We start from the raw sequence: 24405 nt of genomic DNA, 5'->3' as shown, positions 1-24405 counted from the left end.
GCGCTTGTCATTATGGCCGCCCCATCGGCATGCGTGCCCAAAATCGCCCATTTCAGTGACTGCTTTTTGCTGAGAGTAGCCTCTCGCCACCCTCTGCCTTCGATTCAAGGCGGCCCTTACCGGCCGTTGCCACTCGTTTTCTATCAATTCACTGCGACGGAGCCGCGGAAGGCTCGAGAGTCTCCGGGTTAATTTCCTCCAAGCTAGTGGAGTTGGGAATATCGTCCAATGTTTCCAAGAAATCAATCAATTCATGCTTAACAGAGTCAGCAGTTAGCAACACTGAATCACTTAGCTCAGCATCAACGTTGTGCACAATGATATCTCGGGACAGCTGGAGCTTTATCAACTCTTGAGCAAGTTCCACCGGGATAACAGAATGATTTAAAAGTTTGTCGATTATCATCCGAGTAGAGGTCTTATTCTTGATGAGGTCGCGTGCTTGCACATGGTCCAGCGCGTTCATCGCTATTTCAATGAGTAACTGCTGTATTGAAATCCAAATACCAATCAGTTCGGCATGAGTACTGTTTACCGTAGTGGCTATATTTTCTGCAACTTCCTCTTTCTGCTCGGCAGACATATGGATGCTATCGAGTTTACTCAGCGCTTCGGCCAGTTTCTCTTTAACTTCCCCCGAGATTTTTAGGATGTTTTCAAAATCTTCATGACCGATGAAATTATTATGAGCCACCAAACAGCGCAGATCATAAAGCCTTGCCCATCGAGTCTGCAGGTACTCGCTCTTGCAATTCACAATGGGCTGAAAATATCTTTCCCAGTTTGAGGTGGGTACCAACTCCTTGAGCTCTTCTATATTGACATCATTGGTTGTAAGCGCCGAGCGGAGCTTGTCTAAGAGCTTCGAAGAATTAGCTGTCGAATACGGCCTGAACAGAAAGTCAGAAAGCTGTATAAAGTCAGTCTCGAATAGATAATTATTCCCGGCCGAACTCTTCTTTGTTCGAATCGACTCGGAAACCTCTTTCGGCACCGCCTCTTTGGTCCAGCCCAAACCAATTTTTGTTAGCATAAACTTGGTGATAAGCTTACGCATCATATTCTCAATTTCATGAATCACCGGATAAGCTGCATACGACAAACTGCTGCTTACATCATCCCACAACACTTCAACCGGCTTTTCGGAAACCTTGGCCAAAATCGTACGAATCGACTTCAGCAGAGACAGGAAGGTAGAGACATCTCTATCACTAGGGCAGCCCAGCCGGACATGATAAAAAAGATGGCTGTTATTCTGTATTTCCCCTCGCTGTACGTCATAATCAAATCTCAAGCCGTCAAAAATAATGTACTTATTCTTTATATCTACGCTGCCATAGGATTGAATCAAATTATTAAAAGACGGCGTGGTATTACAAAATCCCTCTTTTGAATTGATTATCGCGAGGTACTCAACTTTCAGGTTTTCCATGACCAAATATTCCAATTTTCATTAGCTTCATAGTATCACTTTGATATCGGTGTGTCAGTCCTCATCATTTAGCTATTCAATTTTCCGCCTCAACCCTAACCTCGAAGTCCAGCGCCATGTCCCCGTCAAGGATTACTACTTGTACCGTTACTGTCGGAGATAGCGAACTCGGACCATGCTGCCCAGGCCGAACGCCGACGTGATCTACTCCATGAGCAGGTAAGAGATCTGATGCTAACGTAGGCCTGTCGTGTGAGCCTTGGAGCTATGTCCGCTGATGGCCGATTGCTGCCTGTTGTGAAGGGCAGTAACTGGTCAAACTCGAACGTTAATATGGCAAGAATTGGTTTACCCTTTATCCTGAAGCCCGCAGAACTCAATGAGCAGACTCCCAACACTACTCACGCAAGCCCGATCAGCCCTTTCCATCCAACAGCAGATCCCACATGAAAAATGGGCAGCGATCGCCTCACAATGCGGGCCGGCGGAAATTGCGGAGATCGAGAGGCGCATCGAATCCCTCAGGGCCGAGTTGGAAACGGTCGAGGCGTGGGATGGTGATACGAGGGATGACATCCACCTCGCGATCTACCAGTTTTCTCAGTTACTGAGAATGGCGGGTGGTGCGCCCTGATCATTCACGGGGGGTGAGGGATCGAAAGCCGTCGGGCATGACTGGCTGCTCGGCCAATACATGGCTTGTCTGTTCATGCCTTCCACAAAGCCGCTCAGTCGCACAATCGCCGATTCGTCATGTAGCAATCACGACGACTCGGCGATTTTTTTGGGGTACTAAAACTGAACGCTTACCCGCCTGCCACAGCCGACTCCCGCTCCATCAGCCTGTCCATCAACAACACCCCCAACTCACTCAACTGGTGAATCGCCAGGACCACGTCCCGCTGTTTGCCGGTCAAGTCCTCTGACAGGTCGAGCAGCAACGCGGTTACCGAGGAGAAGGTTTCGTAGCTGTTGGTGATCAGGGTTTCGTTGCTGGCGTTGGCGGCGACGGTGAATAGGCCGAGGGGGGCCACGGGAGGGGCAGTTTTTGGATTGAGGTAGTGATCGATTGCACGGTGCGCAGCCTGGTTAAATTTCAGGTTCGGCTCGTTCGGAGGGTTGGGCGTGACTTTGAACATGTGTGTTGTACCTGATTAGGGCCAACACCTTTTCGCTACTAAACGAGAGGGTGGCGGCTGTACGCAGGTTAGTAGACCGGGGAAACACACAAAGCCGGCGCGCCCGAGGGCGCCCTGCGTACAGCCACCATCAAGCACAGACAAGAACATCTGATTGATGAGGCTCATGCACTTTATGTTGTCACACGGGCTACTAAACCCGGTTACTGAATTTTCAGCGACCGAACCACCTTAGAGACGCCCACTCAAGCGCACAAGCCGGCGGATTCTGACGTAACTGTAGGCAATGGGGCAAGCCGCTGAAGCTTGCTGTAGGACATGTCCTCACTGTGCGTCGGGTGTATCAGTGAGGGGCATCGCCGAGAGTGCTTTGAGTTTGTTGGCGGGGCCGGTGAAGTGCGTTTTACCGTTCAGGGTCGTCACTGTGATTCTTTCCGAATCGCAGCGATGCAACAGCGTGAACATGGGTTTTTTGGGGCCGTATACACCTGGCTGTCGCTCGGAATATTTCAAGCTGGACATGGCGTTTTGCAGCGCGATGGGGCTGACGGGGGCGGCGAAGGTCCACTCCGACAGGGCGGCCTCGCGGTACATATTGAACGCCATGCCGATGGATGCGCCGAAGGTGCCGCTGTAGAGGAGGGCGCTCTTGAAGGTGTCGGTGATGCCGACGCGGTGTGCGACGAACAGCACCAGGGCCATCACGGCAAAAAACAGCAGGAGTGTTTCCAGCAGTGCCAAGGCCTTGTAGGGGTCAACCGTCAGTTGGTCTTTGAGCGTGAGTCGGGTGATGGGTGTGTCGGTGTTGGGCAGTTTCAAGCGTTACCCCTCCTGGGTGGTGTTGTCCTGATCGAGTAGGGGGCGCAGTTTACGCAAAGTGGGGTGCTGGGGGCGTGAGATTTTTATTGTCTGTGCGGGCGTCTTCGCAGCCTCGCTGGGGCTCGACAGCTCCTACAGGGGGAGCGGCGGTGGTTGTGGGCGGTGTGGTTTTCGGCGCGTCCCAGGGGCGCGCCGAGGTGTGTGAAAGTAGTCGGCCGCCTCACTCGGGTTTCTTGTAGGACTTGTAGTCGTTTTGCAGCACGATGTGGTCGGCGACGTATTTCGCGTCGTGCCACACGCCGTAGATGAACGATGACGCGCGGTTGACCAGGTTGGGCAGGCCCAGGAAGTAGATGCCGCTTTCCGCCGAGATCCCACGTTTGTGGAAGGGCTCGCCTTTTTCGTCGAACGCATCGACCTTCAGCCAGCTGAAATCGAACCTGAAACCGGTGGCCCAGAGGATGGTGGTGATGCCGGCCTTTGCCAGATCCAGGCTGAGGATGGGGTTCACCAAGCACTCAGGGTCGGGCAGCAGTTCCCAGGCTTCAGGCTCCAGGGGGAACGGCAACCCGTTCGCCTCGATGTAGGCATCCGCGTCACGCAGTACATCGAAGTAGGCGCGGTCGCCTTCGGCGACGTTTTCGGCGAGCCCAGGTTGAAAGGTCATGACGCCGCCCTGCCAATCCTGGGTGACGCCGACCAACCGGATGCCTTGGTGCGCGAGGCGGCGGAAGTCGACGGTCTTGCCGCCTTCGTAGCCACTGACGGCAAAGGCCACGTGCTTTTTCTTCGGCTGGATTTTGACTTCGTCCCACAAGCCCAACGCACCCAGCCACCAGCAATAGTCGCGGCTGCGGTAGGCGCGCGGCGGGCGGTAATGTTCGCCGACCGAGAGGTATACGGTTTTGCCGGCCTTTTGCAGTTCTTCGGCGATTTGCGAACCGGAGGCGCCGGCGCCGACCACCAGTACGCCACCTTCGGGCAGTTGGCCGGGGTTCTTGTAGGTGGAGGAGTGCAGTTGGTGAATCGGTGCGCTGGCAGGCACGATGTTGGGGATAGAGGGGCGCTGGAACGGGCCGGTGGCGGCGACCACGTTGGCGGCTTCAAACACGCCGGCCGAGGTGGTGACTTTGAAGCCGGGGCGGCCGATGTGGCGTTCCACTTGCTGGACTTCTACACCGGTGCGCACGGGAGCTTGCAGTTTATCCACGTAGGCTTCGAAGTAGTCGGCCATGCGCTCCTTGGGCGGGAAGGCTTCGGGGGAGAGGCCTTCGAAGGTGAGGCCGGGGAAGCGGTCGTGCCAGGCGGGGCCGTTGGCGACGAGAGAATCCCAGCGCTCGGAGCGCCAGCGTTCGGCGATGCGGTGGCGTTCGAGGACGATGTGGGGGACGCCCATGAGGGACAGGTGTTCGCTCATGGCGACGCCGGCCTGGCCTGCGCCGACGACCAGGGTGTTGATGGTTTCTACTGACATGGGCGGTTCCTGGGAGGTAAGAGGTGTGTAGGCATCACCGAGTTTCAGCTGTGGGCGCTGGTGGTGGTTTCTTGTAGCAATGCCGCCACGGCGGTGAGTGCCAGTTCGTAACCGAGTGCGCCAAGCCCTGCGATCACGCCGGTGGCGGCTTTGGAGACGTAGGAGTGGTGCCGGAAGCTCTCGCGCTTCCAGAGGTTGCTCATGTGCGCTTCGATGATCGGGCCGTCGAAGGCCAGCAGCGCGTCAAGGATCGGCACCGAGCTGTAGCTGAGCCCGGCGGCGTTGATCACCACGGCGTCGGCGTCAAGGCGTGCCGCTTGAATCCAGTCCACCAGCACGCCTTCGTGGTTGCTCTGGCGAAAGTCCAGGCTCAGGCCCAGCTCGGCAGCGTGGCGTTCGCAGCGCGCCTGGATGCTGGCGAAGCTCTCGCGGCCGTAGGTGCCGTTTTTATCCAGCCCGTAGAGGTTGGCGTTGGGCCCATTGAGGAAAAACACGCGGTGGGTCATGAAGGGCTCCAGGTTATTCAGCGACGGTCAGCACGACTTTGCCGACATTGGCATTGGCTTCCAGCAGGCGGTGCGCCTCGGCGGCTTGAGCCAGCGGCACGCGCGCGTGGATCTGCGGGCGCACCACTCCGGCCGCCAGCCACGGCAACAAGCGTGAGCGGATGCACACCGCCAGGCGGGCTTTTTCGGCGTGGCTTTTCGGGCGCAGGGTGGAGGACGTCAGGCTGAGGTTCTTGCGCATCAGCACCTGCAAATCCAAGTCGATATGGGCGCCTTGCAGGAACGACAAACTCACGTGCCGCCCACCCATGGCCATGGCCGCGAGGTTGCGCGCCACATAGGGTCCGCCGACGTTATCCAGCACCACGTCGACCCCACGGCCGTCGGTGCAGTCGCGCACCGCCTCGACGAAGTCTTCAAGGTGTCGGTCAACCGCGCGCCACACGCCGAGCGTTTGCAGCATCGCGACCTTGGGCGGGCCGCCGGCCGTGGCGATCACCCGCGCACCGGCGGCATGCGCGCACTGCACGGCGAAGCTGCCGACACCGCTGGCGGCGCCGTGGATCAGCACACTGTCGCCGCTGCGCAAGCGCCCCAGTTCAAACAGGTTGTGCCACACGGCAAAGGCCGCTTCCGGCACCCCGGCGGCATCGAGCAGCGACAACCCCGCAGGCACCGGCAAGCAGTGCGCCGTGTGGGCCACGCAGTACTCGGCGTAGCCGCCGCCGTTGAGCAAGGCCATCACGTGATCGCCGATCGCGAACTCATCCACGCCACTGCCTACCGCGACCACGATGCCTGCCGCCTCGAGGCCCAGCACATCGGTGACGCCTGCCGGAATCGGCGCGCCGCTGCGTTGCATCAGATCGGGACGATTGACCCCGGCAGCCGTGACGCGAATCAGCACTTCACCGGCTTGCACATCCGGCAGCGGGCGCTCGACGGACTGCAGCACCTGCGGTCCGCCGGGCTCGCGGGCGATCACCGCTTTCATACGGTCCAGTCGTCCGGCACGACGGCGATCACGTCGATTTCCATCAACCATTCCGGCTGGCCCAACCCGGAAATCACCAGCCCGGTGGAAATCGGGAACACGCCTTTGAGCCACTTGCCGACCTCCTGGTACACCGGCTCGCGATAGCGCGGGTCGATCAAATAGGTGGTGGTCTTGACGATGTGCGAGAGGTCGGAGCCTGCCTCTTCCAGCAGTTGCTTGACGTTTTTCATCGCCTGCTCGGCCTGGGCGCGCGGGTCGCCGAGGCCGACCAGGTTGCCGTCGAAGTCGGTGCCGATCTGGCCGCGCACATAAATGGTGTTGCCGGCGCGGACCGCCTGGCACAGGTCGTTGTCCAGGGCCTGGTTGGGGTAGGTCTGCCGGGTGTTGAACATGCGGATGCGGGTGTGGGTAGGCATAACGGCAACTCGTGGGAAGCGGGATGAATCCAGCTTCACACCGCCCCGGTTCCGGCGAAACCAGCATTTGCGCGGGGTAGTGCTTAGGAAAAACCGAAGCCTGTGCCCCTCATCGGTTCGCGGCGGACCCGGCACGAACCCTGCAACGCTGCCCGTACAGTCATTGTTGAGGGGCAGGCGTAATGCTCAGTCGTATTACTCAGCGTCAACTGGAGTATTTCGTCGCGTCGGGAGAAGCGGGCAGCATCAGTGCTGCAGCTGAACGCATTCACGTGTCGTCGCCGTCGATCTCGGCGGCGATCACCCATATGGAGGCCGAGCTGGGCATCCAACTGTTTGTCCGGCATCACGCCCAGGGCATTTCGCTGACGGCGGTGGGGCGCCTGGTGATGCAGGAGGCCAAGCTGATCCTGGAGCAGATGACCAACCTCTACACCATCGCCTCGGAGTCATTGAACACGGTGCGCGGGCCGTTGCGGGTGGGCTGCCTGGAGTCGCTGGCGCCGATGATCACGCCGGAACTGGTGTTCGGTTTTGGCCGCGCGTTTCCCGGCGTGCGCCTGACCCAGGCCGAAGGCAACCATGAGGAATTGCTGGAAAAACTGCGCAGCGGCGAGCTGGACATCGCCCTGACCTATGACCTGGTGACCAGCCCGGATATCGATTTCCAACCCCTGGCGCAGCTGCCGCCGTATGTGATGGTCGGCGAGTATCATCCGCTGGCGAGCTTGCCGGCCGTGAGCATGCAGGACCTTGAGGCGTACCCGGTGGTGCTGCTGGATACGCCGTGGAGCCGCGACTATTTCCTCAGCCTGTTTATCCAGGCGGGCACCACGCCGAACATCATCATGCGCTCCACCAACCTCGAAACGGTGCGCGCCATGGTCGGCAACGGGATCGGCTATTCCTTCGCGAATGCGCGGCCCAAATCCAATATGTCCCAGGACGGCAAGCGCGTGATCCGCCTGCGCCTGGCCGGTGCACACCGGCCGATGCGGCTGGGCTATGCCACGGCCAGCAACACCCAGCTGTCGCGCGTGGTGTCGGCGTTTGCCGAGCGCTGCCGCATGTTTGTCTCCGACCAATACATCCCCGGCATGGCCCCGCCGAGCTTTTTTGACCCACACGCGGTGCGGGTGCTGAGTGGTGTGAGCTGAGATTGCACCAAAAGGTCGCGCGTGCCGCGCCCAGCATTCAGGCGTGCACCGTTTTGGCCAGTGCCTGGGCAGCGCGCACCTGCAGGCGCTGGCTTGCCCGGGAGGGCGGTGCGCAGCGGTCGATTCATTGACTGACAGATCGCTATCGCCGGCAAGCCGCCTCCTGCAGTTGATCTGGCTGGCTTGCGGGGCTGCATAGGCTCTGCCTACCCAGTGCCCCGGCTTTTACGAATTGACCCTGACCACCTCCCGCCACGACTCTCATCCCATCGATGCAGATCAACTTCTTTTTTTTGCAGGGCACAGCGACGATGACATTCGACTGGAATTACATGTTTGGTTTGCTGGGCGATGCCGAGTTCTGGCGCGCGACGTGGACGGTGATCAAGCTGAGTACCCTGACGTGGGTCTTGAGTATCGCACTGGGCTTTCTGCTGGCGCTGGCCAAGCAATCCCGGCACCCATTGCTGAGTGTTCCCGCGCGTGGCTATATCTGGCTGTTCCGCAGCTTGCCGCTGCTGGTGCTGCTGATCTTCATCTACAACCTGCCCCAGGCGCTGCCGGGCACCTCGGCGATTCTGGCCGACCCGTTCTGGTCCGGCCTGCTGGCGCTGGTGATCTGCGAAACGGCGTATGTAGCCGAGATCCATCGCGGCGGTTTGCTCTCGATTCCCAAGGGCCAGGGCGAAGCGGCGCGGGCGTTGGGCTTGAGGTTTTTCGGCACCCAGTGGCGCGTGGTCATCCCGCAGGCGCTGCGGGTGGCGTTGCCGTCGCTGGCCAACGAATACATCTCCATCGTCAAGCTCACCTCACTGGTGTCGGTGATCTCGTTGACCGAAATCCTGATGGTCGGCCAGCGCCTGTATTCGCAGAACTTCCTGGTGATCGAGACCATGGCGGCGGTGGCGTTCTTCTATGTGTTTATCGTCACGGTGTTCGACTTCCTGCTCAAACGCCTGGAGCGTTTTCTCGACGTCAACCAACGCAATGTCTCCCGCGTGCCGGATGCGGCGGTGCTGGCCCTGGCCACGCAACAACGCGTCGCCTTGCAGCGCCCGGCCAGCACCGGCGCCGCCGCGCTGCAAGCCACGCGGTTGCACAAGGCCTACAACGACATCGAGGTGCTGGGCTCGGTCAACCTGCAGATCCAGCCGGGTGAAGTGGTGTCGGTGATCGGGCCGTCCGGCTCCGGCAAGACCACGCTGATCCGCCTGCTCAACGGCCTCGAGCAACTGGACAACGGCGAGATCCAGATCAACGGGCAGCCGTTCATTCACTTGAACAAAGTCGGCGCGCAGAAACCCCAGTACATCGAGCACGCCGAGCATCGCCTGAACATCGGCATGGTGTTCCAGAGCTTCAACCTGTTCCCGCATTTGAGCGTGCTCGACAACCTGCTGATGGCGCCCAAATACCACCGCCTGGGCGCGACCTCCGAACTCAAGCAGCAGGCCTACGCGCTGCTGCACAAGGTCGGCATGCTCGATCACGCCTGGAAGTACCCGCACCAGTTGTCCGGTGGCCAGCAGCAACGCGTGGCCATCGCCCGCGCCTTGATGATGCGCCCGCAGATCATGCTGTTCGACGAGCCCACCTCGGCGCTCGACCCGGAAAAAGTCAACGAAGTGCTGCAGGTCATCGAGGCCTTGGCCGAGGAGGGCATCACCATGGTGATCGTCACCCACGAGATGAATTTCGCCTTCAAGGTCTCCGACCGCATCGTGTTCATGGAGAAGGGGCGTGTGGTCTGCGACGACACGCCCGATGCCTTGCGCAGCGGCCATAACCCACGCGTGGAGGCGTTCCTCAAGGACGTCTCGCTGGCGTGATCTCTTTAACGTTCAGGAAACACTAAAATGATCGAGCAAGCACACATCGAACAATTCCAGCGCGACGGCTTCCTGGTGGTAGAAGGCGTGTTGTCGGCGGACGAAGTGGCCGCGCTGCAGCATGACTTCGACCAGTGGGTAGAAGAGAGCCGCAGCCATGACCAGGGCTGGGGCGCCACCGTGGATGGCCGCGCGCGGTTCGACCTGGAGGGCGACCACCGCGCGGATCATCCCTCGCTGCGCCGGGTGAGTTCGCCTACCGAGATTTCCGCGGTTTATGAGCGCGTGGCGTTGCACTCGCGGATGGCGGCGATTTCCGCGCAACTGGTCGGCGCCAGTGGTGCACGGTTTCACCACAGCAAGATCAACTCGAAACTGCCGCACACCGCGACCCAGGTGAAGTGGCACCAGGACTTTCTGTTCACGCCGCACAGCAATGACGACATCGTCACGGCCTTGCTGATGGTCAGCGAAGTGACCCCGCAGAACGGCCCGCTGAATGTGATCCCCGGCAGCCACAAAGGCCCGCTGTGGTCGCACTGGCAGAACCAGCGTTTCACCGGTTCGGTGGACGACGCGGTGGTTGAAGAGCACTGCCAGCAACCGGTCGCCTGCTACGGCCCGGCCGGTTCCGTGTGCTTCATGCACACGCGGCTGTTGCATGCGTCGAGCCCTAACGAGACCGAGCTGCCGCGCACGCTGTTCATCAGTGTCTACGCCGCTGAAGACGCGCTGCCATTCGGCGAAAACCCATTGCCCAGCGTTCATGCCGGCCTGCTCGTGGCCGGTGCCGAAAGTGGCCTGGTGCGCTCCACCAGCAACCACATGCGTTTGCCGCAGAAGCCTCGCGGCGCGTCGTTCTTCGTGCAACAGGCCGGACAAGATACCGCCACTGCCTAACCACCCCCCAAGACCTTGCAGGTAATGACCATGACAGCGTTTCGTAAAAGTGTTCGCCCCCTTGCCGTGTGCCTGTTGGGTGCTGCGGTTGCGATGACTTCGTTGGCGGCTTCGGCCTTCCAGAAAGACGGCACGATTGTCGCCGGCTCCGACGTCACGTTCTTTCCCTATGAATACATGGACAACAACAAGCCGGCGGGCTTCGATATCGAGTTCATGGACGGCCTGGGCAAGGTCATGGGCCGCAAGGTCGAGACCCTCGACACACGCTTTCCCAACTTGATCACCGGACTGCAGGCCGGGCGTTTCGATGTGACCAACTCGTCGATGTACATCACGGCAGAGCGGGTCAAGGTCATCGACATGATCCCTTACCTGAAGAGCGGCGAGTCGATCCTGACCCTCAAGGACAGCGCCTTCCAGCCCAAGACCCCGGAAGAGTTCTGCGGCCACAAGATCGGCTCCATGGGCGCCACCTCGTGGCTGGCGCAGATGAACAAACTGTCGACGGAGTACTGCGTGGCCAAGGGCTTGAAGCCGATCCAGATCAGCGAATACAGCACCGACCCGCAGACCACCCAGGCCCTGCTGGCGCACGCGGTTGAAGCGCAGATCACCGACGCCGCCGTGGCCCGTGGGGTGATCGACAAGTTGGGCAACCGCGTGGTGATTTCGTCCGACACGTTGATCTACCCGGTGCTCAACGGCTTTGGCGTGAAGAAGGGCAATGACACGGTCAAGCAGGCCTTGCTCGACGGCCTGGCAAAATACCGCGCCACGCCTGAGTACGCGGCCTTGCTGAAGAAGTATAACTTCGAGGCACCGACCGATGCCGACCTCGCGGCGCTGATGCCCAAGTAACCCAATCACGCGGCCGCCGCTGTGCGGCCGCGTCCTGCGGAGACCGATTCATGGCGTTATCCCACGAAGAACAGACGCGCATCGACCTGGCGGCGACCTTTCGCATCATCGCCCACCTGGGCATGCACGAGGCGGTGGCCAACCACTTCAGCGCTGCCGTGTCGGCCGATGGCAAACAGTTTTTGCTCAACCCGAAGTGGAAGCACTTCTCGCGTATCCGTGCCAGTGACCTGTTGCTGCTCAACGCTGATGACAGCGCCTGCGCCGATCACCCGAACGTGGACGCCACCGCCTGGTCGATCCACGGGCAGATCCACCGGCTGTTGCCACAAACCCGCGCGGTGCTGCATTTGCACCCGGTGTACACCACGGCCGTGGCGTGCCTGGCCACGCCGCACATCCCGCCGATCGACCAGAACACCGCGCGTTATTTCAACCGCGTGGCGGTGGATGAACTCTACGGCGGCATGGCCGACACCGAGGCCGAAGGCGCTCGCCTGGCCGGGCTGCTCGACGGCAAGCGCCGCCTGCTGATGGGCAACCACGGCGTGATGGTGACGGCGACGTCCATCGGCGAGGCCTTCGATGATATCTGGACCCTGGAGCGTGCCTGCCAGATCCTCGTGACGGCCTGGTCCACCGGGCAGCCGCTGCGGGTGCTTTCCGATGACGTGGCGGAGAAAACCGCGCGCGGTTGGGAAGGGATTGTGGATTTCTCGGTCCGGCATTTTGAAGAAATGAAGCAGTTGATGATCGACGCCGACCCTTCGGTACTCGATTGAGGAGCACGCCATGACTTTTTCCGTTGTCGCCCGGTGTGCCGAGACCGGCCAGTTGGGTATTGCGATCAGCTCTTCGAGCATTGCCGTGGGTGCCCGCTGTCCTTGGCTGCGCCCAGGCGTTGGCGCGGTGGCGTCGCAGAACATCACGCTGCCGAGCCTGGGGCCGCAACTGCTGGATTTGCTCGAGCAGGGCCTGGCGCCGAGTGAGGCGCTGGCGACCTTGGTGGAACAGGATCACAGCCAATATCGTCAGGTTACCGTGATTGATAGTCAGGGGCGCACCGCGCATTTCAGCGGGGCGCAGACCCTCGGGATTCATCACGCGCTGAGCGGCGAGCAGTGCGTAGCGGCGGGCAATATGTTGGCCGACGCTGGGGTGATTGCGGCGATGGTGCGCGCGTTCGAGATGGCCACGGGGCCGCTCGCCGAGCGTTTGCTGGCGGCGATGCAGGCCGGCCAGGCCGAAGGCGGCGAAGCGGGGCCGGTGCATTCGGCGGCGTTGGTGGTGGTCGACGACTTGCTGTGGCCGATCGTCAACCTGCGTATCGACTGGGCCGATGAGGATCCGATCAGCGCGCTCGATCAACTCTGGCAAGCCTATCGCCCGCAACTGCAGGCCTACATCGACCGCGCCCTCAGCCCGCAGATCGCACCGGGCTATGCCGTGCCGGGAGATGAGCGTTGAACACAAGCCGCGACCTGCTGGCGCAACTGGTGCGCTTTGATACCACCAGCCGCGAATCCAACCTGGCGTTGATCGACTTTGTGCGCACCTATCTGCAGGACCACGGCGTGGCTTGCGAGCTGGTCTACAACGCGCACAAGAGCAAGGCCAACCTGCTGGCGACCATTGGCCCGGCCGAGGTGCCTGGCGTGGTGTTATCCGGGCATACCGACGTGGTGCCGGTGGACGGGCAGCGCTGGACGGTGGCGCCGTTTGAACTGACGGAAAAACACGGCCGGTTGTACGGGCGCGGTACTGCCGATATGAAGGGCTATATCGCCTGCGTATTGGCGTGCGTGCCGGCGCTGGTGAAGGCGCCGTTGCGCATGCCGGTGCATATCGCGCTGTCGTACGACGAAGAGGTGGGCTGCCTGGGTGTGCGCGCGTTGATCGAGCGGTTCCATGGGCAGGCGGTCAAGCCGTTGCTGTGCGTGATCGGCGAACCTACCGAGCTCAAGCCGGTGCTCGGCCACAAAGGCAAGCTGGCAGTGCGCTGCGAAGTGCACGGCGCGGCCTGCCATTCGGCGTATGCGCCGTCGGGTGTGAATGCCATCGAATATGCCGCGCAACTGATCAGCGAGCTGGTGCGACTCGGTGAGACACTCAAGGCGCCGGCGTTGCTCGACGAGCGTTTTGATCCGCCGTTTTCCACGGTGCAGACCGGCGTGATCGGCGGCGGCAAGGCGCTGAATATCGTCCCGCAGGACTGCACGTTCGACTTTGAAGTGCGCTCGCTGCCGGCCCAGGATCCCCGGCAGGTGGCGCAGCAACTGCGCGATTACGCCGAGCACACCTTGCTGCCGGCGATGCAGGCAGTGAGCGCGCACTGCGCGATTGAGTTCAGTGAATTGTCCAGCTACCCAGGGTTGGCCACCTCGCCGCAAAGCCAGGCAGCGGAGTGGGTCGCGCAGTTTTGCGGCTCCCGGGATTACGGCACCGTGGCCTTCGGGACTGAAGGCGGGCTGTTTGACCAGGCCGGCATCCCGACAGTGGTATGCGGCCCCGGCAGCATGGAGCAGGGGCATAAGCCGGATGAATTCATCAGCCTGGAACAGCTGGATGCCTGCGACCGAATGCTGGAACGGGTGCTCGCGTTCGTGAGCCGATAAACCCCTCTCAAGCCATGTGCTCATCAAACTGTGGGAGCTGGCTTGCCCACTCCCACAGAGGCCTCAAGGCATGGCTCAGGCCCCCGGGCATATGGAGCTCCCACAGAGGCCCCAAGGCATGGCTCAGGCCCCCAAGCCTATGGAGATCAAATGTGGGAGCTGGCTTGCCTGCGAAGGCGCTGTGTCAGTCGACGAATTGGTCAACTGACCCACCGCCTTCGCGAGCAAGCCCGCTCCCACAGGGGGATCCTGGTATTACTCGGGATCCCGGGTGTATGGAGCTCAAATGTGGGAGCTGGCTTGCCTGCGAAGGCGGTGTGTCAGTCGACGAATTAGTTAACTGACCCACCGCCATCGCGGGCAAGCCCGCTCCCACAGGGGCCTCAAGGTATGGCTCAGGCCCCAAGCATATGGAGCTCCCACAGAGGCCCCAATGCATGGCTAAGGCCCCCAGGCATATGGAGCTCAAATGTGGGAGCTGGCTTGCCTGCGAAGGCGGTGTGTCAGTCTACGGATTGGTTAATTGACCCACCGCCTTCGCGAGCAAGCCCGCTCCCACAGGGGCCTCAAGGTATGGCTCAGGCCCCCAGGTGTATGGAGATCAATGTAGGAGCATGCTGTGGTGATTTCACCCAGCCCCGGCCACGCCCACTCGCCACTGCGCCGGGGGCAGGGTTCCGTTTACCAGGTAATTTCCCACGATCCGTGATTTGTAGACGCGCGGGTTGTGGTTGGCCAATGTGCGCGCGTTGCGCCATAGCCGGTCCAGTGCCTTGTTGCTGGCGGTGGCGCTGGCGCCCAGGGCGTCGAATAGCGCGGTGGTCGCTGCGAGTGTGGCATCCACCACCGGGTTGACGGCCAGGCACACTTCCAGCTCGGCGAGTGCCACCTGTGGGTCGTCGTCATGCACGGGCTGGTCGTGGGCAATCACATACTGCGCGGTGTGCTCCAGGCGCTGCGCCGCCTGTTGGGCGATGGCCTGGGCGGCGTAGGCCTGGCTGGCGACTTCGCCGATCACTTGCAGCAATTGCACATCCTGGCCGGCGACATCGGCATTGCCCGTGGTGAAAGTGCGGGCGCGTTGGCTGAGTTCTTCGGCGCCACTCAAGGCCGCGCGGCGGGCGATGCCGGCGAGGGTGCTGAGGTGATAAAGCTGGAAAAACGATTGCCCATGGCCAAAGCGCTGTTGGGTGGGACGCGCCTCATTGTCCAGCACCGGCGCGCTGTCGAAGATGCAGGTGCCGCTGGCGGTGAGGCGTTGGCCGAAGCCGTTCCAGTCATCGACGACCTGCACGCCGGCAGCCTTGAGGTCGACAACCACGCTGTAGGTCGTGCCGTCTTCGCCGGTTGCAATCGTGTTGATCAAGTCACTGTAGAGCGCGCCCGTGGTGTAGAACTTGCGGCCGCTGATGCGCAAGGTACCGCTTGCGTCGCGGTGCAGTCGGGTTTCGAAATCACCACGGGTCTGGTTGCCGACTTCGGTGCTGCCGGGAGACAGCAGCGCGCCCTCGCCGAGACGGTCGAGCCACTTGACGCGCCAGGCGGGGTCTTTGGCGCTGAGTACATCTTCGCAAAAACCAAAATGCCCCCGCAGGGCCTGAGTGATGTTGGAGTCGGCGGCAGACAGTTCGGTGAGCACGGCGAGCAGCTCAACCAGGGTCGCTCCGTGACCGCCATGGCTTGGCGGCAGGCGCCAGCGCGGCAGGCCCAGGGCGGTGAGTTGCTGGATCACACCGGCCAGGCTGGCACGCGTCTGATCTCGCTCGGCCGCCTGCGCGAGGATTTGGGCGAAGAGTGGGCGCAACGGTGCGGCCAATTGTTCGTAGCGGGCAGACGGCGGTGCGCCCCAGATAGGCAAGGCAGAATTGGACATGGGTTGACCTGGCGGTGCCTGCGCGTGGACGCGTCGGGCTGGAAAAAAAGAGTCAGAAGCACGGGGCCAGTGGTCTGGTGACGCCACCCTAACCCAGCGGTGACGAGGTTTTTAATACGAAAAATTGCTATCGAACTGCGGGCTGGTTCTATCGGCGCGACGGGAAACAAGCACTCACAGAATCGCCCGGCCCCATGTACCGGGCGTGAACTAGGATTTTTTCTTCGGGGAGCTCTGCGCAGCTTGAAAAATCACTAGCATCGGCAGGGAGTAGCCAGTAGGCTACATGTGAATCTGTGACCAACATAATCGGCAGGACGCCAGAGTTGGATACATGGCTGGATGGAATGGGGGACGTTTGTGGAAAAGTGGCGGTTCTGACTCGGTTGGATCGCGCCGAAGAAAACAATTTTGGTGATTGCGAGCCTGCCGGTAACGGCCTCAGTGAAATGCGTATTTTTGTCGGGCCCGGCTACCGGATCTACTTTGTCCGCACGGGCATCACCGCCTACTTGATGCTGTGGGGCAGTGACAAAACCGACCAGCAAAGAGGCATCAAGCGCGCCAAAGAGATTCTGGATGCCCTGAGAGGTTAACCAAATGAGCAATTCGACATTCAAGCCAGAGGACATGCCGATCCTCGATCTGGATACCTCCGGTACCCAGGTCTATGAAGCTTCGCGCTTCCTCGACAGCCCTGAAACCATCAGTGCTTACCTTGCGCAAAGCATGAAGTCGCAAGACCCGCAGATCCTCATGAAGGCGCTTGCCGAGGTCGCCAAGGCACAAGGTGTGAACAAGGTGGCCGCGGCGGCGGGAGTGAATCGCGAGAGTCTGTACAAGACGCTTAAGGGCGGGTCTAAAACGCGCTATGAGACCGTGCAGAAACTGATGCTGGCGTTAGGCGTGGAGCTGACGGTGCAGCCGATCAAGCGAACCCACTCGGCGAAGTGACCACGATCACCGGTGGGAGCTGGCTTGCCTGCGATGGCGATGGGGCAGGCCACCTCAGAGTTGCTATCGCAGGCAAGCCCACTCCTGCATTGAGCGGGCGTGTGAGTGCCTAGCGCACCAGGCAGGGTTGCTTGTTGTTGAAGCTCCAGCCCGGGATCAGGAACTGCATCGCCACGCTGTCATCGCGCGCGCCGAGGCCCATGCCTTTGTAGACTTCATGGGCCTTGGCCACGGCGTCCATGTCGATGTCCACGCCCAGGCCGGGCTTGGCGGGCACCTTCACGTAGCCCCCTTCGATCTTCAATGGCTCGTGGGTCAGGCGCTGGCCGTCCTGCCAGATCCAGTGGGTGTCGATGGCGGTGATGTCGCCCGGTGCGGCGGCGGCCACCTGGGTGAACATCGCCAGGGAAATATCGAAGTGGTTGTTGGAATGCGAGCCCCAGGTCAGTCCCCACTCGTTGCACATCTGCGCGACACGCACCGAGCCCTGCATGGTCCAGAAGTGCGGGTCGGCCAGCGGGATGTCCACCGATTGCAACTGGATCGCGTGGCCCATTTCGCGCCAGTCGGTGGCGATCATGTTGGTGGCGGTCTTGAGGCCGGTGGCGCGGCGGAATTCGGCCATGACTTCGCGGCCCGAGTAACCGTTTTCGGCACCGCATGGGTCTTCGGCGTAGGCGAGCACGTGGTGCTGGTCGCGGCACAGGCGGATGGCTTCTTTCAATGACCACGCGCCATTCGGGTCTAGGGTGATGCGTGCGTCGGGGAAGCGCTCGGCCAGTGCGGTGACGGCTTCGATTTCTGCGTCACCGCTCAACACGCCGCCCTTGAGCTTGAAATCATTGAAGCCGTACTTGGCTTTGGCGGCTTCGGCCAGGCGGACTACGGCCTCCGCCGTCAGGGCTGTTTCGTGGCGCAGGCGGAACCAGTCATCATCGGCCTCGGCCTCGTTGCGATATGCCAGGTTCGTTGCGTTGCGGTCGCCGATATAAAACAGGTAGCCGAGCATTTTCACCGCATCACGTTGCTGCCCTTCGCCGAGCAAGGCGGCCACCGGCACTTCCAGGAATTGACCCAGCAGGTCGAGCAGCGCCGCTTCCATCGCCGTGACCGCGTGGATGGTGATGCGCAGGTCGAACGTCTGCAGGCCGCGACCGCCCGCGTCGCGTGAGGCAAAGGTGCTGCGCATCTGGTTGAGGATGCGCTGGTACTGCCCGATCGGTTGGCCGATCACCAGGCTGCGCGCGTCCTCCAGGGTTTCGCGGATACGTTCGCCGCCGGGCACTTCACCCACACCGGTGCGGCCGCTGCTGTCCTTGAGGATGACGATATTGCGCGTGAAGTAAGGCCCGTGGGCGCCGCTCAGGTTGAGCAGCATGCTGTCGTGGCCGGCCACGGGGATGACTTGGAAGTGGGTGACTACTGGGGTATTCATGGCACGTTCCTGGATAAGGTCAGAGAGGTTTGCTGATGGCTGCGCCCACGGGCACAGCGCCGGGCGAGGCCAGTACGGCGGACGGTGAGGTCTTGGCAAAGAACACCAGGATTGCGGCGAGCACTGATGTGCCTGCCAGGCCATAGAGGCCGCCCTGGATCGAGCCGGTGGTCTGTTCGAGGAAGCCGAAGGTGGTCGGTGCGACGAAGCCCCCCAGATTGCCGATGGAGTTGATCAGCGCGATCACGGCTGCAGCGATGCGCACATCCAGATAACCCTGGGGGATCGGCCAGAACAGCGAAGACGCCGACTTGAAGCCGATGGCCGCAAAGCAGATCGCCACGAAGGCGAAGATCGGCCCGCCGGTGGTGGACATGAACATGCCGGCAGCGGCAATCAACAGCGCGGCTGCGACCCAGGCCTGCTGGAACTTGAACTTGCTCGACAACGACGCGAACGCGTACATGGCGATGATCGAGATCAGCCACGGGATCGAGTTGAAGAAACCGACCTGCACATCGCTCAAGTCGCCCATCTTCTTGATGATGCTCGGCAGCCAGAACGTCGCGGCGTAGATGGTCAGCTGGATGCAGAAGTACAACGCGCAGAACAGCAGGATCTGGCGATCCTTGAGCAGCTTGCCGAGCGTCGGCTTGACCGTGGTCAGGGCTTCACGCTCGCGCTGTTCCTGGTCGATGGCGCCGACCAGTGCATCCTGTTCTTCGCGGGTCATCCATTTGGCGTCGTGGGGGTTGGAGTCGAGCCAGAACCACACGAAGAACCCCAGCGCCACGGAAGCCAGGCCTTCGATGGCGAACATCCATTGCCAGCCGTGAAAGCCGAACCCTTCGATCTGCAGCAGCGCACCGGAGAGCGGGCCGGAGATCAACGAGGCCACCGCCGAGCCGCTGAGGAAAATCGCGATGGCTTTACCGCGCTCCACACCCGGCAGCCAGCGCGTGAAGTAGTAGATCACCCCAGGAAAGAACCCGGCCTCGGCCACGCCCAGCAAAAAGCGCAGGATGTAGAACTGGGTTTCGTTCTGGATGAACGCCATCAGCGTGGCGACGATGCCCCAGGTGAACATGATGCGAGTCAGCCAGATGCGCGCGCCGACCTTCTGCAGCAGCATGTTGGAGGGCACTTCGAAGAGCGCGTAGCCGATGAAGAACAACCCGGCACCCAGGCCGTAGGCCGCAGCGCCGATGCCGAGGTCGTGCTCCATGTGCGTGCGCACGAAGCCGATGTTGACCCGGTCGATGTAGTTGAGGATGAACATGATCACGAACAGTGGGAGCACGTGGCCCTTCACTTTGCTCACGGCGCGCGCGAGGACCGAATCACTTTCTGGAGCGGCAGATGCATGGCTTGAATTGTTCACAATTCAAAACTCCCCCTGATTTATTTTTATGCGGGTTTGCGTGTCTTGTTGATAGACATCATACAAGTGATTTTCAAGGTCGCAATGCGGTCGTGCGTGAATTTGTTCTTATAAGGCCGATGCTCGACAAGTTATTTTGGTTATGTTCCAGTTTTTGCTTGGCTTTTAGAGGGCGTCGGTACCCAGGAATGATGCGCGTGCCTGACGCTGGTGGTGATGTATAGGTTAGAGCTTAAGATTGGTTGTCATACAAGTAGAGTCAAGGCAAATCAACTCAGCCGTGTCGCCGGGCGGGATGTTAAGCTCGCACCAGCCCAACCCGTGGACCCGCAACGATGCCGATTGACAGTGGAATGCCCGTCCGTAGACGCTCCAACAACCTCGCTCAAGGCGTGGTCGACGCGCTGACCCAGCGCATCCTGCTCGGGCAGCTGAAGCCCGGTGAAAAGCTGCCGTCGGAATCCACCATCGTCCTTGAGCATGGCGTGAGCCGCACCGTGGTGCGTGAGGCCATTTCCAAGCTGCAGGCGTCGGGGCTGGTCGAGACCCGCCATGGCATCGGCACTTTTGTGCTGGCGCAACACGCCCGCCAAGGCCTGCGTTTGCACGTGGACACGGTTGCCAGTGTGCGCAACATGCTCGAGTTGCGCCTGGGCCTGGAGGTGCAGGCGGTTGCGCTGGCCGCGTTACGCAGGAGCGAAGAACACCTGGCGCACATGCGCACTGCACTCGACGATTACCAGGCGTCGCTGGCCAACAACGACAGCTGCGTCGAAGAGGACAAGCGTTTTCACCAGTTGATCGCCGAGGCCACCGGCAATACCTTCTTCACCGAAATCATGCTGCACCTGGGCAATGCGATGATTCCGCGCACTCAGCTCAAGGGCGATGAGCGTGGCGGTGCGGACTTTGCCCAACTGGGGCAGTTGGCGAACCTGGAGCATGAGGCGATTTTCAACGCGATCAAGCGCCAAGACCCGGACGCTGCCCGCGCCGCAATGGTGCTGCACCTGACCAACAGTCGGGATCGGTTTTCGGGTGAGTAATTTTGTGTTGATAAGGAACGGCTGTTGAACCCACATACATTGTCCATGCGCCTGGAGCGCGTGGCGGCGAACGTGCCCGCTGGCGCGCGTCTGGCCGATATCGGCTCGGACCACGCTTACCTGCCAGTCGCGTTGATGCGACGCGGGTTGATCACGGCGGCGGTGGCGGGGGAGGTGGCGACCACGCCGTTCCATGCGGCTGTGCGCACTGTGCGTGAGAATGGCCTGGAGCAGCACATTACCGTGCGCCTGGCCGATGGGCTGGCGGCGATAACGCCGGCGGACCAGATCACCGCGATCAGCCTCTGCGGGATGGGCGGCGAGACGATTCGCGACATCCTGGAAAGTGGCAAGGCATACCTGAGCGGCCGTGAGCGCTTGGTCCTGCAGCCCAATGGCGGCGAGCAGCCGTTGCGTCAGTGGTTGATGGACAACGGTTACGCGATCCTCACTGAAGAGCTGCTGCGCGAAAACCGCTTCTACTACGAAATCATTGTGGCCGAGCGTGCCCCGCCGGTGAGTTATACCGCTGAGCAGCTGTATTTCGGCCCACTGCAGATGCAGGCGCGCAGCCCGGAGTTCCTGGCCAAGTGGCAGCGCATGCTGCGCCAGAAGCATAAGACCCTGGCCAGTTTCGAACAGGCGCGGCAGGCAGTGCCGCAGGAGAAGGTGCAGGAGGTTGCGCGGCAGGTGCGGTGGATCAGTTCGCTGCTGGCCTGATGCGTTTTGGTCGGCGCCGGGCCTGCTGTCGGTGGTGTTCTTGCGCAGGCTGGCGCCAGGCCGGGCTCCTACGCGGGCGGGGGGTATGGTTCAATGGCGGCCATCATTCACTTATCCTGGACATCCGCCATGGCAGACGCCACTGACCAAGCCTTCTATGACCGTGCAGACGCGCATATCGAATTGTCGAACGAGCAACTCAAGACCTGTGAAAACCTCGGCGAGGTCAGCGCCTCGATGATGTTCGGCACCACCCGTTTCAATGCCTGGGCGAGTGCGCGCAACTTCAAGTCCGGTGCTGAAATGGCCGAGGCGCGCGAGGCGATGTTGAAGTATTTCTGCGATCAGTACCGGATGATGCTTGAAGATAACCTCGACGATCACATCAATAATTTCAGCCAGTACATGTTGGTGAAATAGCTCACTGTTACAGGTGTGCCCAGACCTTGAGTGCTTTTGCCCCATTTTCGCGCACACCTCACCTGCCTTTGTGCGTCACACCGTCTATTTCGGGGCACGCTCCCTGCGGCCCGTATCTTGCTAGTGCCTTCCCAATCAATGACATGGCATTTTGCCGTTAGTCATTTCAAGGCTTCGCCCACCGCGGTACGCGTGGGTTGTTTTTGGGGAGTAGTCGGACATGCACAGCCTCTTGTCACCCGGTATCCGCCTGCTCGGGCGTTTCGGCTTTGCGCGCAAATTCCAGATCCTGTTTTTCCTGTTCATGCTGCCCCTGGCGGGCAGCCTGTGGATGATTGGGGCGGACTATCGCGACAAGTTAACCGTGATTTCCAGTGAGCAATCCGGCGTTCGGCAACTGCTGGCCCTCGATGCGCTGGATGCCCAACTGACCGCCCAGCGCAACCTGGCGGCGCGCTGGAAGGCTGCGGACATCCTGCACGCCCCCACCCCCGCGGCGAAGGCGGCGATGGACAAGGTCGATGCGAATTTCCCGCTGATCCTGCAAAGCCTGCAGGCCCTGGGCGAGTCGCTGAAAAGCCAGAACGCCAGCGCCGACACTCTCGCGCGCTTCGAGGCGCTGCAAGCCAGCGTCAAGGGCATGGACTCGCAATCGCTGCGCACCGTGGGCTGGTGGCCGGACGGATATGACCGCTTTACGTCGGCCCTGACCGCGATGCAAACCCTGCGCGAGCAGATCACCCTGGACGCCGGCCTGATCCTCGACCCGTGGCTGGAAACCTATTTGCTCATGCAGATTTCCACCCAGCACAGCCCCGACCTGATCGAGCGTATCGGCCGCATGGCCAGTGTCGGCCAGTCGTCCATCGCCTCGGGGCAGTTCACCCTGCAAAGCCGTTTGCAGATGCGCGATCTGCGCGGTCGCATCGGCGATGCGCGCGACCAATTGGTCAAGGCCGCGGCGTCGCTCAAAGCCAAGCAATACGCCGGCCTGGAACCCTGGACAGCGCAATACGACAACAGCCTGCAACAGCTCGACAACGAGCTCAAAGTCCTCGACGACGGCGTGTTCGGCGGCACCATCAAGCTCGACACCGCAGCCTTTGAGCGCAGTGTCGACGCGATGCTCGACGGCCTGGGCGCGCTGCGCAACCAGTCGCTGATGTCGCTGGACGCGCGCCTGGGTTACTACCGCGACCGCTCGCTGCAAAAATTTGTCCCGGTGGCCGCGACCTTCAGCTTGCTGGCGTTGGCGGCGCTGTACCTGTTCATCTGCCTGCAGGCTTCGATTCGTCGCAGTGCCAGCGGCATCACCACGCTGGCCGAATCCTTGCGCGACGGCAACCTGTGCGTGGAAGTGGCGGTGGAAGGGCGCGACGAACTCGCCGCCATCAGCACCGCGCTCAACGTCGCGGTGGTGCAGTTGCGCACCAGCCTGCTGGGGGTCAACCATGAAACCCAGCAGCTCGGTTCGGCGGTGCTCACCCTCAATACGCAGTCGGGCAGCACCCTCACCGAGGTCGAGGACCAGCAACAGCAGATCAGCCAGATTGCCGCAGCGGCCACCCAGTTGGCCGCCACCTCTATGGGCGTCGCCAAGAGTTGCGAACAGGCCTCTGGCAGTGCCCAGCAGACGCGGCGCATCGCCGAGGACAGCAGCCGCGACAGCCAGCGCACCACGGCCAGTATCCAGCAGCTCAACCAGCGCCTCACCGACACCGCCGATGCGCTGGAGCAAGTCAGCCAGCAGGGCCAGCAGATTCAATCGGTGGTCGACACCATTCGAGGCATCGCCGAGCAGACCAACCTGCTGGCGCTCAACGCAGCGATCGAGGCCGCGCGCGCCGGCGAGCAGGGGCGCGGCTTCGCCGTGGTGGCTGATGAAGTGCGCAGCCTGTCGCAGCGCACCCAGGCCTCGACCGCACAGATCGCCGGCACGGTGGACAGCCTGCGCGCCACGGTCAGCCAGGCAGTCAACCTGATGGGCGCCGCGTGCGAACAGGCGCTGACCGATGCCGAGTCGGTCACCGGGCTGGGCACGCGCCTGGGCGAAATCGCCGGCGCAGTGCAGAACGTCACCGACACCCTGGCGCAGATCGCCACGGCGGTGGAGGAGCAAGCGGCGACGGCGGATGAAGTCAGCGGCAATATCCAGCAGGTCGACCAGGCGGCAGGGCGCTTGCTGGACGGTGCGCGCGCGGTCAATCGCGCGGCGGACACCCTGAGCAAAGGCAGCCAGGCCTTGAGCGACAACACCGCACGGTTTCGCCTGGCCTGATCCGGTGTGGGGGCGGGCTTGCCCGCGAAGGCGCCGGGTCAGCCACCGCCTCCCTCACTGACCCGCCGCGTTCGCGAGTAACCCCGCCCCCACGGCACAGCAGCGGTGTTTTCCGCCCCCGGTTATGTTCGCCACCTGAACCTTCGGTGGATA

Annotated in this window: 23 protein-coding genes; 13 read left to right on the top strand and 10 right to left on the bottom strand. The window is 61.4% G+C overall.

Annotated features, from left to right (window positions below; translation table 11 throughout):
* Window positions 1-148: 148 nt before the first annotated feature.
* From AC07SI_RS25280 to AC07SI_RS25250, 7 genes are all read right to left on the bottom strand, one after another.
* Window positions 149-1432, bottom strand: a complete 1284-nt coding sequence (locus AC07SI_RS25280) for a hypothetical protein (protein ID WP_495006715.1) — start codon at window positions 1430-1432, stop codon at window positions 149-151.
* Between the two features lie 806 nt (window positions 1433-2238).
* Window positions 2239-2571, bottom strand: coding sequence for a DUF6124 family protein (locus AC07SI_RS25275; protein ID WP_495006714.1), 333 nt, complete (start codon window positions 2569-2571; stop codon window positions 2239-2241).
* 324 nt (window positions 2572-2895) lie between these two features.
* Complete coding sequence (locus AC07SI_RS25270) at window positions 2896-3390, bottom strand: hypothetical protein (RefSeq protein ID WP_495006713.1); 495 nt, start codon at window positions 3388-3390, stop codon at window positions 2896-2898.
* 220 nt (window positions 3391-3610) lie between these two features.
* Window positions 3611-4864: a flavin-containing monooxygenase gene (locus tag AC07SI_RS25265; RefSeq protein WP_495006712.1), complete on the bottom strand. Its 1254-nt coding sequence runs from the start codon at window positions 4862-4864 to the stop codon at window positions 3611-3613.
* A 44-nt stretch (window positions 4865-4908) separates the two neighbouring features.
* Complete coding sequence (locus AC07SI_RS25260) at window positions 4909-5370, bottom strand: type II 3-dehydroquinate dehydratase (protein WP_495006711.1); 462 nt, start codon at window positions 5368-5370, stop codon at window positions 4909-4911.
* A gap of 13 nt (window positions 5371-5383) precedes the next feature.
* The gene (locus AC07SI_RS25255) at window positions 5384-6364 is read right to left on the bottom strand and encodes an NAD(P)H-quinone oxidoreductase (RefSeq protein WP_495006710.1); all 981 of its coding nucleotides are present in this window, start codon (window positions 6362-6364) and stop codon (window positions 5384-5386) included.
* Window positions 6361-6783 carry a RidA family protein gene (locus tag AC07SI_RS25250; RefSeq protein ID WP_065904398.1) on the bottom strand — a complete coding sequence of 141 codons (423 nt, stop codon included), beginning with the start codon at window positions 6781-6783 and terminating at the stop codon, window positions 6361-6363. Before AC07SI_RS25250 ends, AC07SI_RS25255 begins: the two co-directional genes overlap by 4 nt.
* A 182-nt stretch (window positions 6784-6965) precedes the next feature.
* Between AC07SI_RS25250 and AC07SI_RS25245 the strand changes: the two genes are divergently transcribed.
* The 7 genes from AC07SI_RS25245 to argE all read left to right on the top strand — a co-directional run bounded on the left by AC07SI_RS25245 (window position 6966) and on the right by argE (window position 14145).
* Window positions 6966-7940, top strand: coding sequence for a LysR family transcriptional regulator (locus tag AC07SI_RS25245; RefSeq protein WP_065904400.1), 975 nt, complete (start codon window positions 6966-6968; stop codon window positions 7938-7940).
* Window positions 7941-8251: 311 nt separating this feature from the next.
* Window positions 8252-9769: an amino acid ABC transporter permease/ATP-binding protein gene (locus AC07SI_RS25240; RefSeq protein ID WP_106803132.1), complete on the top strand. Its 1518-nt coding sequence runs from the start codon at window positions 8252-8254 to the stop codon at window positions 9767-9769.
* A 27-nt stretch (window positions 9770-9796) separates the two neighbouring features.
* Window positions 9797-10669: a phytanoyl-CoA dioxygenase family protein gene (locus AC07SI_RS25235; protein ID WP_495006709.1), complete on the top strand. Its 873-nt coding sequence runs from the start codon at window positions 9797-9799 to the stop codon at window positions 10667-10669.
* A gap of 30 nt (window positions 10670-10699) precedes the next feature.
* Window positions 10700-11530, top strand: coding sequence for an ABC transporter substrate-binding protein (locus AC07SI_RS25230; protein WP_065904498.1), 831 nt, complete (start codon window positions 10700-10702; stop codon window positions 11528-11530).
* Between the two features lie 50 nt (window positions 11531-11580).
* Entirely contained in the window at window positions 11581-12312 is a 732-nt protein-coding gene (locus tag AC07SI_RS25225) for a class II aldolase and adducin N-terminal domain-containing protein (protein WP_106803133.1), read from the top strand.
* A gap of 10 nt (window positions 12313-12322) precedes the next feature.
* Complete coding sequence (locus tag AC07SI_RS25220) at window positions 12323-12997, top strand: DUF1028 domain-containing protein (protein WP_495006708.1); 675 nt, start codon at window positions 12323-12325, stop codon at window positions 12995-12997.
* Entirely contained in the window at window positions 12994-14145 is a 1152-nt protein-coding gene (gene argE, locus AC07SI_RS25215) for an acetylornithine deacetylase (protein WP_495006707.1), read from the top strand. The genes AC07SI_RS25220 and argE overlap by 4 nt, the downstream gene beginning before the upstream one ends.
* A 628-nt stretch (window positions 14146-14773) precedes the next feature.
* Here the strand turns inward: argE and AC07SI_RS25210 are convergent.
* Entirely contained in the window at window positions 14774-16018 is a 1245-nt protein-coding gene (locus AC07SI_RS25210) for an acyl-CoA dehydrogenase family protein (RefSeq protein ID WP_495006706.1), read from the bottom strand.
* A 296-nt stretch (window positions 16019-16314) separates the two neighbouring features.
* Between AC07SI_RS25210 and AC07SI_RS25205 the strand changes: the two genes are divergently transcribed.
* The gene (locus tag AC07SI_RS25205) at window positions 16315-16614 is read left to right on the top strand and encodes a type II toxin-antitoxin system RelE/ParE family toxin (RefSeq protein WP_495006705.1); all 300 of its coding nucleotides are present in this window, start codon (window positions 16315-16317) and stop codon (window positions 16612-16614) included.
* Between the two features lie 4 nt (window positions 16615-16618).
* Window positions 16619-16972 carry an addiction module antidote protein gene (locus AC07SI_RS25200; protein ID WP_106803138.1) on the top strand — a complete coding sequence of 118 codons (354 nt, stop codon included), beginning with the start codon at window positions 16619-16621 and terminating at the stop codon, window positions 16970-16972.
* A gap of 109 nt (window positions 16973-17081) precedes the next feature.
* On the opposite strand, the gene gudD is transcribed toward AC07SI_RS25200, so the two are convergent.
* Complete coding sequence (gene gudD, locus AC07SI_RS25195; RefSeq protein ID WP_213552812.1) at window positions 17082-18407, bottom strand: glucarate dehydratase; 1326 nt, start codon at window positions 18405-18407, stop codon at window positions 17082-17084.
* Between the two features lie 19 nt (window positions 18408-18426).
* Window positions 18427-19788 (bottom strand): MFS transporter, encoded by a 1362-nt coding sequence (locus AC07SI_RS25190; protein WP_495006704.1) that lies wholly within the window; start codon window positions 19786-19788, stop codon window positions 18427-18429.
* 335 nt (window positions 19789-20123) lie between these two features.
* Here AC07SI_RS25190 and AC07SI_RS25185 point away from each other — a divergent pair, with 335 nt between their 5' ends.
* The 4 genes from AC07SI_RS25185 (at window position 20124) to AC07SI_RS25170 (ending at window position 24252) form a co-directional block, all read left to right on the top strand.
* Window positions 20124-20834 carry a FadR/GntR family transcriptional regulator gene (locus tag AC07SI_RS25185; protein ID WP_495006703.1) on the top strand — a complete coding sequence of 237 codons (711 nt, stop codon included), beginning with the start codon at window positions 20124-20126 and terminating at the stop codon, window positions 20832-20834.
* A gap of 24 nt (window positions 20835-20858) precedes the next feature.
* Entirely contained in the window at window positions 20859-21554 is a 696-nt protein-coding gene (locus tag AC07SI_RS25180) for a tRNA (adenine(22)-N(1))-methyltransferase (RefSeq protein WP_495006702.1), read from the top strand.
* Between the two features lie 129 nt (window positions 21555-21683).
* Window positions 21684-21974: a DUF3144 domain-containing protein gene (locus AC07SI_RS25175; protein WP_065904424.1), complete on the top strand. Its 291-nt coding sequence runs from the start codon at window positions 21684-21686 to the stop codon at window positions 21972-21974.
* A 220-nt stretch (window positions 21975-22194) separates the two neighbouring features.
* A complete protein-coding gene (locus AC07SI_RS25170) occupies window positions 22195-24252 on the top strand; it encodes a methyl-accepting chemotaxis protein (protein ID WP_495006701.1) in 2058 nt (685 codons plus the stop codon).
* The last annotated feature ends 153 nt before the right edge of the window (window positions 24253-24405 follow it).

Source organism: Pseudomonas sp. GW821-FHT05D12, assembly GCF_059419825.1.
This window is presented reverse-complemented; position numbering and strand designations above follow the sequence as displayed.

Excerpts from the sequence above, each read along its gene's own strand:
- AC07SI_RS25280 (WP_495006715.1), bottom strand. The coding sequence starts at position 1,432 with ATGGAAAACCTGAAAGTTGAGTACCTCGCGATAATCAATTCAAAAGAG.
- AC07SI_RS25275 (WP_495006714.1), bottom strand. The coding sequence starts at position 2,571 with ATGTTCAAAGTCACGCCCAACCCTCCGAACGAGCCGAACCTGAAATTT.
- AC07SI_RS25265 (WP_495006712.1), bottom strand. The coding sequence starts at position 4,864 with ATGTCAGTAGAAACCATCAACACCCTGGTCGTCGGCGCAGGCCAGGCC.
- AC07SI_RS25260 (WP_495006711.1), bottom strand. The coding sequence starts at position 5,370 with ATGACCCACCGCGTGTTTTTCCTCAATGGGCCCAACGCCAACCTCTAC.
- AC07SI_RS25255 (WP_495006710.1), bottom strand. The coding sequence starts at position 6,364 with ATGAAAGCGGTGATCGCCCGCGAGCCCGGCGGACCGCAGGTGCTGCAG.
- AC07SI_RS25250 (WP_065904398.1), bottom strand. The coding sequence starts at position 6,783 with ATGCCTACCCACACCCGCATCCGCATGTTCAACACCCGGCAGACCTAC.
- AC07SI_RS25245 (WP_065904400.1), top strand. The coding sequence starts at position 6,966 with ATGCTCAGTCGTATTACTCAGCGTCAACTGGAGTATTTCGTCGCGTCG.
- AC07SI_RS25240 (WP_106803132.1), top strand. The coding sequence starts at position 8,252 with ATGACATTCGACTGGAATTACATGTTTGGTTTGCTGGGCGATGCCGAG.
- AC07SI_RS25235 (WP_495006709.1), top strand. The coding sequence starts at position 9,797 with ATGATCGAGCAAGCACACATCGAACAATTCCAGCGCGACGGCTTCCTG.
- AC07SI_RS25230 (WP_065904498.1), top strand. The coding sequence starts at position 10,700 with ATGACAGCGTTTCGTAAAAGTGTTCGCCCCCTTGCCGTGTGCCTGTTG.
- AC07SI_RS25225 (WP_106803133.1), top strand. The coding sequence starts at position 11,581 with ATGGCGTTATCCCACGAAGAACAGACGCGCATCGACCTGGCGGCGACC.
- AC07SI_RS25220 (WP_495006708.1), top strand. The coding sequence starts at position 12,323 with ATGACTTTTTCCGTTGTCGCCCGGTGTGCCGAGACCGGCCAGTTGGGT.
- AC07SI_RS25210 (WP_495006706.1), bottom strand. The coding sequence starts at position 16,018 with ATGTCCAATTCTGCCTTGCCTATCTGGGGCGCACCGCCGTCTGCCCGC.
- AC07SI_RS25200 (WP_106803138.1), top strand. The coding sequence starts at position 16,619 with ATGAGCAATTCGACATTCAAGCCAGAGGACATGCCGATCCTCGATCTG.
- gudD (WP_213552812.1), bottom strand. The coding sequence starts at position 18,407 with ATGAATACCCCAGTAGTCACCCACTTCCAAGTCATCCCCGTGGCCGGC.
- AC07SI_RS25185 (WP_495006703.1), top strand. The coding sequence starts at position 20,124 with ATGCCGATTGACAGTGGAATGCCCGTCCGTAGACGCTCCAACAACCTC.
- AC07SI_RS25175 (WP_065904424.1), top strand. The coding sequence starts at position 21,684 with ATGGCAGACGCCACTGACCAAGCCTTCTATGACCGTGCAGACGCGCAT.
- AC07SI_RS25170 (WP_495006701.1), top strand. The coding sequence starts at position 22,195 with ATGCACAGCCTCTTGTCACCCGGTATCCGCCTGCTCGGGCGTTTCGGC.